The organism is Psychrobacillus sp. NEAU-3TGS (assembly GCF_029955155.1).
Classification (GTDB): Bacteria; Bacillota; Bacilli; order Bacillales_A; family Planococcaceae; genus Psychrobacillus.
In genome coordinates this window covers 284471-298378 of record NZ_JAPNOZ010000006.1, presented here as the reverse complement: position 1 = coordinate 298378, position 13908 = coordinate 284471, and the positions used below count along the sequence as shown (strand labels likewise).

Below are 13908 nucleotides of genomic sequence, written 5' to 3'. Positions count from 1 at the left end.
TACTGAATATGAAAAGCAATACAAAATTAGCGCTAGGTGTTTCCTTATTTGCATTAATTGGAATTCCGTTGATTTTTCTATGTGTCTCATTAATAACAGAGAATTGGAAGTTTCTGGTTTTCAGTATTTTCCCAGCTTTTTTAGCTGGATTCACGAGCTTAATGGCAACTCTTAGGCAAATGAAAAAAGAGCGCATTTATAATTAGTAAAGAATAGAAAAGATTGCCTACATTTAATTGTATGCAATCTTTTCTTTATGTTAAAATAAGAACAAATATTCGTTTTTAGAGTGAGGTGGAAGCAATGACAGAAATTCGATTTCTTCATATAGCAGATTTGCATTTGGACAGTCCTTTTAAAGGGATTTCCTCCATTCCGCAAGATAAGTGGAAGGACATACGTGAAAGTACATTTAACGCTTTCACAAATATTATAGAATATGCATTGGAAAATAAGCCAGATTTCGTCCTAATAGTTGGTGATATTTATGATGGAGAAAATCGAAGCTTACGTGCCCAAGCACTATTTCAAAAAGGAATGGAATCGCTACAATCATTAGGAATTCCTGTTTTAATTTGCTATGGAAACCATGATCATCTAAGTGGAAATTGGGTGCGGTTTCAGCTTCCAGACAATGTGCAAGTATTCGGAGGAGAAGTGGAAACAAAATCACTAAATATTAAAGGACAGGAAATTTATATATCAGGATTTAGCTATAAAGAGCGACATGTTTTAGAAGGAATGCATCGCCACTACCCAACTGCTAACGGTAAACATATTCATATTGGCATGTTGCATGGTAGTGTGGAAGGAAATGTAGAACACGATGTATATGCCCCTTTTCAAATACAAGAATTAATAGCAAAGGACTATGATTATTGGGCTCTGGGCCATATCCATAAACGGCAAACATTGCATAATGATCCTCCTATTGTATATCCAGGCAATACACAAAGCCGCCACCGAAACGAAAAAGGGGTAAAAGGATTTTATGAGGTCACCTTAACGAAGCATCATGCAATGCTTCAATTTATCCCATCATCTGTATTTATTTATGATGTAGTAGAAGTTTCCTGTGAGGGAATTGTCCATGCAAATGAATTAATAAAACATATCGAACTAACTCTAGACCACTATCGGAAAATAAACGGAAATGCATTGATTGAACTTATTTTAATAGATATTAGTGAAGAGACGAACGAGCTCATTCAAGGTTCCTCTAAGGAAGAGTGGCTACTACTCTTACAAGAAAGCTTGGAGATGGAAAGTCCATTTATCCTTGTAAAGGACTTGTATATAGCTCATCCTAAAAAAGATAGAAAAGAATTAAATATGCTTTTGGAAAGGATGAATGAATGGGATTCATGGGATTGGAAGCATGTTTTAAAGGATCTGTATCGACATCCTAAAGGTAGTAGATATTTACCTACAGTAGATGAACTGTTTTTGAATGAGACGCTGCAAGAGGCAGAACAACTCCTTTCAAAAGCGGGGGAAAAGGTGGATAAACAGTGAAAATAGAAAAGCTCCATATTTATGGTTTTGGAAAACATGAAAATGTAGAAATCAGTTTAATGAATGGGATCAATGTCTTTTACGGGGAAAATGAAGCCGGAAAGTCTACAATTCAGCAATTCATTTTACACATTCTCTTTGGATTCCCACAAAAAAATGCACAGCTTTTACGCTACGAACCTAAAAGTGGGGCGATGTACGGTGGTAAAATTCATCTAATAGATCAGCATGGGGCTCGTGTGATAATAGAACGGGTAAAAGGGAAGGCAAGTGGGGACGTCACCCTATATTTTGAAGATGGTACAAGAGGTGGGGAGAAGGAACTTTCATCTTTACTTCATTCATACAGTCGTACAGATTTCGAAGCGATTTTCTCTTTTTCATTGCTTCAATTGCAAGGCTTCGAAAAAATGACAGAAGAAGAGCTGACTAGAACACTTCTTACCTCAGGCACGACTGGTATGGACATGTTAACAAACGTGGAAACGCAATTTGTAAAAGAAATGGGAGAGCTCTTTAAGCCTACTGGGAAGAAACCATTGATCAATCAAAAAATGGAAGAGTTACGAGCATTGGAGTTAGCATGGAAACAACAGATGGAAGAAGTACAGATGTATGAGCCTTCTATTAAACGTCTACATGAACTGGAATTGCTCATCGCGGAAAGACTAGAAGAGGAGAAAAATATCTCTGATCAATTACAACAATATATACAGTGGAAGCAACTAAAGCCCATAAAAGAAAAAGAAATAGCGTTAGAACAAGCACTGAACAAGATAGACCATCAAACCTTCCCATCAGATGGCATACGGAGATATGAACAAATAAAAGATAAAGAAACAAGCCTAAAAATTGCCAACGAACAAATAAAAGAAGAACTCAAATTGATAACAACCAGTAAAACTGTCCTTTCGCAAGAAGAATTAGAAGCAATACAGGTTTTTTTAAACAATGAAAGCGAGTGGCATGAGCTAAGAGCAAAGCGAATACAAATAGAAGAGGAACAAAGTAAAACTTTGCAAAGTCAAATGCAACAATTAGCTCTAATAGGTGTAGATTGGGAAAAAAGCTTAACCCAAATGGTTCAAGCGGATGTTTCCATTGGGAAGGAGGATAAACTTGTTTCCTTCTTAAAAAAACAAGAACAACTAGATAGACAAATCGTGCAAGAAAATCGTTTATTGCAAATGAAAAAAGAAGACTTCGCAAAACATCAACATCATTTAAACGAATCGAAACGAACAAACAGATCCTCTTCCCAGAAGAACAATCCAAACGGGATAGCTTTCTTGCTTATTGCAGTCATTCTTTTAATCGGTTTTACATTTAGCTTTCTCCAAGCAAATTGGATAATTGCACTCACAACTGTCCTTATTAGTGTGATTGTTTACGTTGGCTTTACGTTCCTGCTTAAGACATTGCAACAAACAAATGATGTGCAAAAGTATGAGCACTTGTTGTTGAAAGAACAACAGGCTTTAAAAGAGCAAATAGAACGGCTTGAATATACTATACGTGAACTAGAAGGTGAAAAAAGTGAGATTGGTCATCAGGTACGTGCATTTTTAGCAGAGTACCATATTAGTGAACAGCTTTCCCCAAGCTTGTTGCCTAAAGTTTTTAATAGACTTCGAATGATTCAAGAGCAACAAATGCTATTAGATCAAATGGAAATTAAATTATATGAAGTAAGTAAAAGATTACAAACACTATTCGGACGAGCCAAGGAAGTGGCAGCCATCCAGTTAATAGAAGAGATGCTTTTTCACCAGCTGCGTGAATATTATTTAACAGAAAAGAGAAAAGCAGAGGAACAGGGTTTTAAAGCTGAAAAGATTGAACAGCTGGAAACAAAAATACAGGAAACTAGATTAGTTCTTACCACATATGCCAAAAAAGTTGGGGAGCTATTCAAGGAAGCGAATGTAGAAACAGAAGAAGACTATTACACTGCATTTAATATTTATGAAGAGAAACTAGCGCTAACAAAAGAAATCGAGCAAATTAGAATGCAACTAGACAATAGAGAAATAAATATGCATGATTTTAACGAAAGCTTTGAACTAGACTGCAAAGAAAAATTACAAGCCTCTCAACAAGCACGGAATCAATTGCTAGAAGAAAAGGCAACCCTTCAATACAAAACAAAAATGTTGATCGAAAATGATGAACAAAGTGAAAGGCTACAGCTGTTAGAACAGAAAAAGACAGAGCTATATGAATTAGTGAAAAAGTGGGCTGCTTATAAGGCGGTTGTAGAAGCGATACAACAAACTTTTGCACAGTTAAAGGAAAAACGTCTCCCAGAAGTATTGGAGTACGCACAGAGCTATTTTCGCACGCTCACAGCCAATGTTTATGAAGCATTAATCCTGTCGCCAGAGGGAAATTTTGAGGCAGTCAGATCAAACGGACAGCGATTTAAAATTGCCGAGCTTAGCCAAGCAACTAAAGAACAAGCTTATATTTCGCTTCGAATTGCACTTGCAGTAGCATTAAAAGGGACGACACCTTTTCCAATTATAATGGACGATCCTTTTGTACATTTCGATCGTTTCAGGCTGCAACACATGGTACAATTAATGACAGAGCTACAGAAAAAACATCAACTACTGTATTTTACATGTCATGAAAATATGCGATATGGATGGAAAGATGCACATATCGTTGAAGTAGCTGACATATTAGCCGGAAGTGGAGGGAATGTGAAATGAAAGGTATTACACAACTACGAGTAGGGGATCCAGTAGATCATTTCTTACTAATAAAACAATCAACAAAAGGGATAACAACTGTCGGAAAGCCGTTTATGTCACTTATTTTACAAGATAAAAGCGGCGATATTGAAGCGAAACTATGGGATACAAACGAAGAGCACGAAAAACTATATGCTGCTAGTCAAATTGTACGTGTTGGAGGAGAAATTCAAGATTATCGAGGAAAGTTCCAACTTCGAGTAAAAAGTATCCGTCCAGCAAAATCAGACGAACAAGTGACGATTAATGACCTCGTGCCCTCAGCTGAAAAGTCGAAAGAAGAACTAATGGAAGAAGTAATGCAATTTTTCTTTGAAATGAAGAATCCATTGATTCAGCGTGTAACTCGTCACTTACTAAAAAAACATCAGCCTGCTTTCATGACATACCCAGCGGCGACGAAAAATCACCATGATTATGCATCAGGTTTAATCGACCACGTTGTTTCCATGTTAAAACTTGCGAAAGCATTATGCGAATTGTATCCGACGCTTAACAAAGACCTTTTATATGCAGGCATTATCCTACATGATATCGGAAAAGTAATCGAGCTATCTGGACCGGTTGCAACCACCTATACAACTGAAGGAAATTTACTTGGTCATATTACGATAATGGTCAATGAAATTTCAAAAGCGGCAGATGAGCTTCAAATAGAAGGTGAAGAAGTAATGCTTCTTCAGCATATGGTGCTTTCTCACCATGGTAAAGAAGAATGGGGAAGTCCAAAGCGGCCAATGGTTCGTGAAGCAGAGATCTTGCATTATATTGATAATATCGATGCAAAAATGAATATGCTGAATCGTGCTTTAGACAAAACAAATCCTGGAGAATTTACTGAACGTTTATTCCCATTAGAAAACCGTTCGTTTTATAAACCTACATTTGAATAACTGAAAAACAAAAAAGCGTAAAGGCCCATGCCCTTACGCTTTTTGTATGAAAAATTATTTACTTTCTTCTGTTGAAGTATCTGCATCTTCAGTTGTTTTATCTGTATCTGTACCTGCTTCTGCATCTGTTTCAGTTGGTGCTGGTGTATCAGCAGCATTTAAAAACTCATCCAATGCTGTTTTTAAATCTTCATCTTTGATTTTGATATCTGCATCTTTCATCATTTTCGCTACTTTTGTTAATAGCTTTGAAGTATCTGCTTTTTCAAGCTTTAATTGTTTTTCAAGCTCTGCTTTTTTATCTTCGTATGATTCTTTAATTTCACGCTTGTCCGTTACTTCAATGATGTGATAGCCAAAGCTAGATTGTATTGGCTCGCTTAGCACGTTTTTCTCCAATGCAAAAGCACCTTCTAAAAATTTCTCATCCATATTAGTTGCTTTGTTAAACCAACCTAAATCTCCACCAGTTGTTTGTGCTGCTTGTTCAATAGAATATTCTTTTGCAACTTCTGCAAAATCTTTTCCAGATTCAATTTCAGCTTTCGCCTTTTTGGCAGTCTCTTCGTCTTCTACTACTATATGACGAGCTTGGATTTCATTTTTGATATTTTCGTATTCCGCTTTAACTTCTTCTTCAGTTACATCCACGTCCTCAATTAATGCTTTCTCTTGCATCAAGTTAAGTTCTAGGTATTTTTTGTACGAAGATTCTGTATATCCTTGTTGTGCGATCATGGCTTCGAAGCTATCGCCATATTGCTTTTTATCTGCTTCTAGTTGTGCATTTACTTCATCTTCTGTCACCTTATACTTCGATGAAAGTACTTTTTCAATCATCAGAAGCTGAAATGCTTGATCCCCTATAGATGCTTTCATCTCTTCATATAAGTCATTCTGAGTGATATCTCCAACTTTAGAAGTAGCAATTACTTCGTTGTCAGCTGCGGAATCATTACTACAAGCACCTAATGCAAAAACGGATGCTGCAAGTGTGAATGTTAATACTGTTTTTTTCATAGAATTCTCTCCTAACTTCTTGTTGCTGCAGTTGTTACTATAACATAAACGAAATAAAAACAAAAATGGTTCCCGTTCATTTGCCTACCGATTGTTCAAAATATCGCATAGGATACATGGAAAAGGAGGTGTTTTAAATGGGCGGACAATATAACGGTGGTTATGGTTCTGGTTCTGGCTTTGCTTTGATTGTTGTTCTATTCATTCTATTGATCATTGTAGGGGCAGCGTTTCTTTACTAATGAAGACGTGAACTAAGATCGTGTAAAATCGGTCTTAGTTCCCTATTCATTTTTAGGATTATGCAAATCAGAAAAAGAAATGACCCTAAATCATTCAGATGATTTGGGTCCATTTTTTTCTCTTAAACTGTGTAAAATAGTTCTACGTAGAAGGAAACAAGAAGAATCGTGATCAGTATATTAATGGTACGAAAAATCTTCGGGTGTTTTTCTTCTGGAATTTCTTTTGACATAACTAAAGCGTATGTCATTCGGTTTATTTGTAGCAAATAAAATGCTGAGAATAGAACTAACGTAAATATAATCATGTCTAGACTCCCTTCATATACTAGTAAGCATATCAAAGAAGGAACGAATTTTACAAGTGTTACATTTTGCTAAGTATGTGTTGGAGCGATCAAAATTTCAAAACCTGCTTCCGTTTCTTCAATATATGCACTTTTTGGAGACTTGCTTAAATGCTTTACATATATTAAATCGATTAAACATATACCACAATGGTACGCTAATAGCATAGTAAAGTAATGGGAAAAAACAGGTACAAGTAAAGCTCCTATTATTAAAACAAGATTGATAAAGATAAAAGGCGCTAATAAAGAATAGATAAATCTTTTTTTTATAATTGGTTCCACTACTCTAATCGAAACAGTAGGTAAAAATCCAAATTGTTTTTTATTTACTATCTTCAAGTTCTCACGGAACTTATAAAGTGGGAGGTAGTGTAATAACTTATGAAGCGGGTAAATACTTAAAAATCCTAGTGTAAATAATAAAAAATAATCATCTGATTTATGTGTATCATTTATAATTCCTAACAAAACGTATGCGAAAGAAAAAACGATTATAACTAATAGAGAGGATAAGAGAAATAACCTTTCTAAGCCATATTGCTTTTTTACATTAATTGTTTTCCAACAGTGCAAATTGTATGCAACTCCTAAAGAAGAGAATAACTTCAGATACATACAATACGACTTTTACTTTTAAAATGCAATACATAAATTATTAAAAATTATAGAGCGCTTACACTAGCAAAAATTATTCCTTTTGTGTGAAGGATTCGTCGATATTTTTTATAGAGCGTTCAAATATTTCCATGAAATCTTCACCATAAATATTTCTTATCACTGTCATTACATCTAAAAATTCTGGAAACTTTCCATACAATTGTTTCATGGAGCGGGATCCTTCTATAACGGAATGGGGGGTCTCATGATAGTTTTCATACATTTCGTCGAGTAATGTTTTTCCCTTGGGAGTAATCTCTACGTATGTGTTCCGTTTGTCGGATTCTCTTTTAGAAAAAGCAAGTAAGCCGCGTTCTTCTAACTTTTTAGAAAAATTAAAAGCAGTTGAAACATGCATTACTCCAAATTTTGCTACTTCCGATACGGTAGCGCCCTCTAAATGATAAGAAATCCATAATATATGATGTTCATTAATATTCAAGTCATAAGGTTTTATCCATGCTTGCCAATCTTTTTCTACAGCTTTCCATAATGCTTTTGATAGTTGTGCAATACGCTGACTATAGATCATGGCTTCTTTCATCGTATAAAACTGTTCATTCATATGTATACCTTCTTTCTCTATTATAATCTTTCAAACATTATAGCAAGAAAGTATGTAACTGAATACATATTATCGAAAAAAATGATAGTTCATATTATAAAAAATAGAAAAATATTAAGGCACCTATAAAGTAGGACACATAATATATAGGAACAATGGGTTATTTAACTATTCGGCTTTTCAACTTCCATGGCCATAAAAATAGGACCCTTGTTGTTTTAAGATTAAACAACAAGGGTCCTATTATATTGGAAAATGAGCTTAGTTTATAGCAACCTCTTTTTTCTTTGGTAATGCTTTTTCCATTTCTTCGATCGCTGATTGAATAGCGGAAATTTCTTCTTGAAGTTTTGTTTGTAGTGGGGCAGTTTCATTTTTCCATTGCTCCACATCTGCCTTAATCTCTTCAATTGCCTCTGGGATAACTTCTTTCGACTCTTTTGTTAGAGTGCGAATAGAATTTTTTACATCTTGCAATTGAAGTTTTATATCAGACAATTTGTCCCGAAAATCAGTTGAAGTCGATTTTAAGGAAATACGTACTTCACTACCCGACTTTGGAGTGGATAACAATACAGTAGTAGCCCCAGCTAATACGCCCGTTGCAATCCCTAAAAATAATGGCACTATTTTCATTTATATTCACCCCTTATGTATTATATTATTCCTTTTCATAACCTAATTAAAACATATTAATCAAAACAAAAAAAGCTTTCCTCAAGAAAAGGAAAGCGAGTAATTTTAAGCTGTAAGTGCTGTTTCAAATTTAGAGCGTTTAACCAGTTTGCCGATAATCGGATAGATAATAAAAAATGCTACTGCATTAATCGCGATTGCTGGAAGAACAACTAAAACAAATAATTCACCAAATGCAGCACCTGCTCCAAAAACAAAAATCGCAGATGATAAAAATACCGTACCTGATACAAGTGTTCCTACACATGTAAGAACTACAGCTACAGGTAATTTGTTAGCAAATTTAGTAAGTAATAGTACTAATCCAAAGAAGACAAACGCTGTTACCGATTTATCAATAATATTTGGCACAAATCCACCTGGGAATGTAGAAAATAATCCAGAGATTACACCTGTTGAAACACCAAGTAGAAATACACTTTTTACTTCAGGAAACAATAGGATGCCTATAAACATCATCGTTAACATGAAGTCTGGTTTCATCCCGCCATTAAATCCAGGGATAATAATATAAAGCACAGCACCGACCCCTATTAATAGGGACATTAATACTAAATTTTTCGTATTCAATTCTCATCTCTCCTCAGCTTTTCTAAGCTCGATTTGTTAAAATTCCTCTAACGTATCCTCTTGATCGTTAGCAAGAATCTTACTCCTGATTGTAAGTCTTTTTTCCTGTAATTGCAATAACTAGTTTGCCAGTTTTTCAGCTAATTCTTTTGCTAAATCTTGAATTACTTCTGATGTGAAGGTTTTTTCTTTTGTATGCCATGTAGCTCGGAAACCATCCGTTTGGTCATAACGTGGTATAAAGTGTAAGTGAAAATGGAAAACACTTTGTCCAGCAGGTGCCCCATTATTATTGAGCAAATTCATGCCAACAGGTCCAAATGTTTCTTTTAAAACAGAAGCAATCTTTGGAACTACTTTAAATAGATTACTCGCTTCGTCTTCGGATAAATCATATACATATTCTTTATGACTTTTTGGAATAACGAGCGTATGTCCTTTTGTAAGTGGTTGAATATCCATAAAGGCATAAACATGCTCATCCTCATAAATTTTCGCACTTGGAATAGAACCGTCAATTATTTTGCAAAAAATACATTCACTCATGGAAAAACCTCCTATTCATTGTTACCAATAGTTTAGCATATAATAGGACAACTTAAAGAAGATTTTTCGTACAGGTTTTGATAAACTATTTAGAAGAGATGAGGTGCAAGAAATGACAGTATTAGAACTAACTAACGTAACAGGTGGCTATACAAGGAAGCCAGTGCTACATGATCTAACTTTTTCTATTGGAAAAGGAGAGCTAGTTGGGTTAATAGGATTAAATGGAGCAGGGAAGAGTACTACGATTAAACACATAATAGGAACGATGAACGCTGCAAAGGGAGAAATTCTACTTAACGGAAAATCGCTAAAAGAGGATCCAGCAACGTATCGAACTTCTTTTTCGTATATACCGGAAACGCCAGTATTGTACGATGAGTTAACATTAAAAGAACATTTAGAGCTAACTGCAATGGCCTATAATTTAGAACAAACCATATTCGAAGCAAGAAAAGAGTCTCTATTGAAAGAGTTTCGAATGGAAAAACGATTGAATTGGTTTCCAGCGCACTTTTCAAAAGGAATGCGTCAAAAAGTAATGATCATGTGTGCTTTTTTAGTGAATCCCGATTTATATATCATTGATGAACCTTTTGTAGGTTTAGATCCATTAGGTATTCAATCGCTGCTTGATCAAATGAAGGCACGAAAAGACGAAGGGGCCTCAGTTCTTATGTCGACACATATTTTATCGACAGCAGAGAAATATTGCGATCGCATTCTTCTTTTGCATAATGGGAAAATACGTGCACAAGGAACAATGGATGATTTACGAGTTGCTTTTAACAAACCATATGCGACATTAGACGATCTATATATCGAAATGACGAAGGAACAACAAGATGAACAATTTGCGTGAAATATGGGGTAAACGTTTTGTCTATTATATAAATGAATTACAAAAATACTTAAAGTATATTTTCACTGGGCATATAGCGATTGTAATTGTTTTCGTCCTAGGTGCAGGTGGATATACGTACAGTGAGTGGCTTAATACAGCTCCGAAAGATTTTCCCGCTTTTTTAGTTGTAGCATTCATTTTAAGTATTTTGTTGGCGATAAGTTCTCCGGCTACACTTATGAAGCACGCAGATAGTGTTTACTTTTTACCTTTAGAAACGAAACTGAAGGAATATTTCAAGCTTGCACTGAGATGGACTTACTTTTCTTCTATTTTTCTATCGCTTGCGACTTTTATTGTTACTATACCGTTACTTACAAAAGTTGCCGGTGCTACAAAAGAAGAAATTTTATCTTTGTTCGTCTTTATCCTTGTGATGAAGTATTGGAGTATTCATACAGAATTTAATTATCGGTTTGCTTCAAATGGGAAACAAGTTTGGGTTGACCGTTTCATACGTTTTCTTTTGTTATTTGCGGCGCTCTATTTCTTATTGAGTGGAAACTATTTATTTTTAATCGTGGTTGTTATGATTCAACTGATTTATACATTAGTTTGGCAGAAGAAAAAGCAAGAAGTACCATTTCCGTTCGATCATTTTATCGGAGTGGAACAATCCAGAATGATGCGTTTTTACAGATTTGCGAATTATTTTACCGATGTTCCTCATATAAGAGGCATGACAAAAAGAAGAAAATGGCTGGATATTGTTTATAGTTTTGTCCCATATGCGCAAAAAAATAGTCAGCTATATTTAGTATTGCGGACCTTTATCCGCACAAATGATTATTTCTACTTGTGGGTAAGACTTACAGCTATATCGGTTATTGGTGTGTTTTTTATTCCGTTTCCAATCGTTGCGATTATCTTCTCAAGTGCGCTTGCATTTGCAACAGTTGTACAGCTACGACATGCTTTGTTATCAGGACATGAGTTTCGAATGGATCAGTTGTTTCCGGTAGATTCGAATGCTAGGAAATGGGCAGTCAATAAGTTAATGCGTATGATTCAATTCGTACAAGCAATTTTGGTACTTATCGTAGTATTAGTGCAAGGTGAGTTCACGTTACAATTGTTCTTAATACCACTTGCTGTCTACATTGTTTCAGAGCTTACTATTCGAATGAGTAAGAAATAACAAAAAGGCTGTCGAACGACAGCCTTTTTGTTATTTCGTTTGATATTGGATAGCAGCTGTTCCTAATGTTTTAGCTGCAGTGAGCATTGCACGTTCGTCGAAGTCAAACTTTGGACTATGGTGTGGATAAGCTTGTCCTTCTGGCATTGCACCAGTAAAGAAAAATGTCCCAGGAATCTCTTCCATATAGTAACCAAAATCCTCGCCAATCATTAGAAGCTCTGACTCTTTTACTAGTTCTACACCTGGTATATCCTTTGCAACTGCTGCTAAAAACTCAGTTTCTTCTTTATGATTAATAACTGGTGGATATCCACGAGTATACTTGAACGTATATGTACAATCAGCAGCAAGGCAAGTACCTTCGATTACACGTTCTAATTCACGCTCCATTAAATCTCTTACATCTGCATCAAAAGTTCGTACTGTGCCAGCTAGTTTTACATTGTCTGCAATAATATTAAAAGCATTTTCTGCAACAAAAGAACCAACAGAAAGAACAGCAGATTGTGTAGGATCGACTCTTCTAGCTACTAATTGCTGCAAATTCACGACAAGTTGGGAGGCAACAACAATTGCATCTTTTGACTGATGAGGATTCGCTCCATGTCCACCTTGCCCTTGAATCGTAATTTCAAAACGGTCCGCTGCCGCCATAATTGGACCAGTTTTATATTCGATAGATCCAAGAGGGAATAAAGACCATAGGTGCGTGCCAAAAATAGCGTCGACACCTTCTAGACATCCCGCTTCAATCATAGGTTTTGCTCCACCTGGTGCATATTCTTCTGCATGCTGATGAATAAATACATACTCTCCAGCTAATTCTTCTTTTAATTCATTGATTGTACGTGCAAGTATCATGAGGGTTGCGGTATGACCATCATGCCCACATGCATGCATAACACCGTCTACGGTAGATTTATAAGGAACATCTTTTTCATCTTGAATAGGTAGTGCATCGAAATCAGCTCGAAGTGCAACTGTTTTACCAGGTAAAGCGCCTTTTACTCTTGCGACAACACCATTTCCTCCAACATTTGCTTCAAATGGTATACCTAAATTCGTATAAAAATCTTGAATATATTGAGCCGTTTTTGTTTCTTTAAATGATACTTCGGGATGCATATGTAAATAACGACGGATTTCGACCATCTCTTCAAATGCACTATCTAATTTTTCTGTTAATTCTTTTGTCATTAATCTAAGCCTCCATTTATCTTTTTCTCATTATAACAAAAAAGAAGACTATTAGTTGGGTAGATTGATATTTTCCATTTTATTACCAAATGAAAGAATTCGCGTAGTGAATGCTGTGATTCGCTTTGCAGAATTAGGAGCTTTCATTAATCTAAGAGAAGACACTTTTTAGAAAAAGTGCGACGTAGTGTGTTGACTAGTGACCGCTGTGCTTTTCGTTACAGGATGGACGCTTTCCGCCGGGTGAGCGATGAGCCAGCACCGACGCTTCGCTTACGTTGTGCAGTCTCATCTGCACACTCATCCGACAGGAGTCGCCATCCTTTCACGAAAATCAATGTAGCGGCATGTTTGAAACAATCATTATTTTCATAAAATATAACCTTTCCATTAGCTAGGAAGAGAACCTCCAATCATTTGATCTAAAGCACTAATGGTAGGTGGCATTTTGCTAACTAGTTATCATTTAGAAATACAAATCAAACTAAACTTTATATCCGCTCTCTTACTAGTCGACAAGTTCTAGTGGATTGTAGCGAAAGAGTGGCGACTCCAGCGGGAAAAGAACGTGCTGAAAGCCCCGCAGGAGCGTGAGCGACGAGGAGATTGAAGCCGTCCCGCGGAAAGCATCCACCCTGTAGCGGAAATCCCAACAGACAATTAATAGCTCTATCTTATGACGTATTATTCCTATAATAGGCAATAGCAGAGCATATGATTTTAAACTAAACGGGAGTTTACATGAAGATTTTATAGTTCTAATGAGGTACTTCTATCTTGTTAATAGAAAAAAGTAAACCGTCCCTGAACCTTAGCTAGCTTGGGGGGTTTACTTATCATTGCGGATCAACTTTAA

Annotated in this window: 15 protein-coding genes; 7 read left to right on the top strand and 8 right to left on the bottom strand. The window is 35.8% G+C overall.

The window, feature by feature from the left end:
* Positions 1-8 precede the first annotated feature (8 nt).
* The 4 genes from OR571_RS06305 to yhaM all read left to right on the top strand — a co-directional run bounded on the left by OR571_RS06305 (position 9) and on the right by yhaM (position 5164).
* Entirely contained in the window at positions 9-206 is a 198-nt protein-coding gene (locus OR571_RS06305; RefSeq protein ID WP_282242016.1) for a hypothetical protein, read from the top strand.
* Positions 207-303: 97 nt separating this feature from the next.
* Positions 304-1515: a metallophosphoesterase family protein gene (locus OR571_RS06300; protein ID WP_282242015.1), complete on the top strand. Its 1212-nt coding sequence runs from the start codon at positions 304-306 to the stop codon at positions 1513-1515.
* Positions 1512-4229, top strand: coding sequence for an ATP-binding protein (locus tag OR571_RS06295; RefSeq protein WP_282242014.1), 2718 nt, complete (start codon positions 1512-1514; stop codon positions 4227-4229). The genes OR571_RS06300 and OR571_RS06295 overlap by 4 nt, the downstream gene beginning before the upstream one ends.
* Positions 4226-5164 carry a 3'-5' exoribonuclease YhaM gene (gene yhaM, locus OR571_RS06290; RefSeq protein ID WP_282242013.1) on the top strand — a complete coding sequence of 313 codons (939 nt, stop codon included), beginning with the start codon at positions 4226-4228 and terminating at the stop codon, positions 5162-5164. The genes OR571_RS06295 and yhaM overlap by 4 nt, the downstream gene beginning before the upstream one ends.
* Positions 5165-5218: 54 nt before the next feature.
* Here yhaM and OR571_RS06285 read toward each other — a convergent pair whose 3' ends face one another.
* The gene (locus OR571_RS06285; RefSeq protein ID WP_282242012.1) at positions 5219-6184 is read right to left on the bottom strand and encodes a peptidylprolyl isomerase; all 966 of its coding nucleotides are present in this window, start codon (positions 6182-6184) and stop codon (positions 5219-5221) included.
* Between the two features lie 137 nt (positions 6185-6321).
* Between OR571_RS06285 and OR571_RS06280 the strand changes: the two genes are divergently transcribed.
* Entirely contained in the window at positions 6322-6426 is a 105-nt protein-coding gene (locus OR571_RS06280) for a YjcZ family sporulation protein (protein WP_282242011.1), read from the top strand.
* A gap of 122 nt (positions 6427-6548) precedes the next feature.
* On the opposite strand, the gene OR571_RS06275 is transcribed toward OR571_RS06280, so the two are convergent.
* The 6 genes from OR571_RS06275 to OR571_RS06250 all read right to left on the bottom strand — a co-directional run bounded on the left by OR571_RS06275 (position 6549) and on the right by OR571_RS06250 (position 9810).
* Positions 6549-6734 (bottom strand): hypothetical protein, encoded by a 186-nt coding sequence (locus OR571_RS06275; protein ID WP_093270511.1) that lies wholly within the window; start codon positions 6732-6734, stop codon positions 6549-6551.
* Positions 6735-6803: 69 nt separating this feature from the next.
* On the bottom strand, positions 6804-7349 hold the full coding sequence (locus tag OR571_RS06270) for a DUF3267 domain-containing protein (protein WP_282242010.1): 546 nt from the start codon (positions 7347-7349) through the stop codon (positions 6804-6806).
* Positions 7350-7464: 115 nt separating this feature from the next.
* A complete protein-coding gene (locus OR571_RS06265; RefSeq protein ID WP_282242067.1) occupies positions 7465-8004 on the bottom strand; it encodes an HTH-type transcriptional regulator Hpr in 540 nt (179 codons plus the stop codon).
* Positions 8005-8259: 255 nt separating this feature from the next.
* Positions 8260-8634: a YtxH domain-containing protein gene (locus tag OR571_RS06260; RefSeq protein ID WP_282242009.1), complete on the bottom strand. Its 375-nt coding sequence runs from the start codon at positions 8632-8634 to the stop codon at positions 8260-8262.
* 105 nt (positions 8635-8739) lie between these two features.
* On the bottom strand, positions 8740-9264 hold the full coding sequence (locus tag OR571_RS06255) for a tryptophan transporter (RefSeq protein WP_282242008.1): 525 nt from the start codon (positions 9262-9264) through the stop codon (positions 8740-8742).
* 120 nt (positions 9265-9384) lie between these two features.
* On the bottom strand, positions 9385-9810 hold the full coding sequence (locus OR571_RS06250) for an HIT family protein (protein WP_282242007.1): 426 nt from the start codon (positions 9808-9810) through the stop codon (positions 9385-9387).
* 112 nt (positions 9811-9922) lie between these two features.
* On the opposite strand from OR571_RS06250, the gene OR571_RS06245 reads away from it, so the two are divergent.
* The gene (locus tag OR571_RS06245) at positions 9923-10672 is read left to right on the top strand and encodes an ABC transporter ATP-binding protein (RefSeq protein ID WP_282242006.1); all 750 of its coding nucleotides are present in this window, start codon (positions 9923-9925) and stop codon (positions 10670-10672) included.
* Positions 10656-11852, top strand: coding sequence for an ABC transporter permease (locus tag OR571_RS06240; RefSeq protein ID WP_282242005.1), 1197 nt, complete (start codon positions 10656-10658; stop codon positions 11850-11852). The genes OR571_RS06245 and OR571_RS06240 overlap by 17 nt, the downstream gene beginning before the upstream one ends.
* A gap of 30 nt (positions 11853-11882) precedes the next feature.
* On the opposite strand, the gene OR571_RS06235 is transcribed toward OR571_RS06240, so the two are convergent.
* The gene (locus OR571_RS06235) at positions 11883-13052 is read right to left on the bottom strand and encodes a M20 metallopeptidase family protein (RefSeq protein WP_282242004.1); all 1170 of its coding nucleotides are present in this window, start codon (positions 13050-13052) and stop codon (positions 11883-11885) included.
* Between the last annotated feature and the right edge of the window lie 856 nt (positions 13053-13908).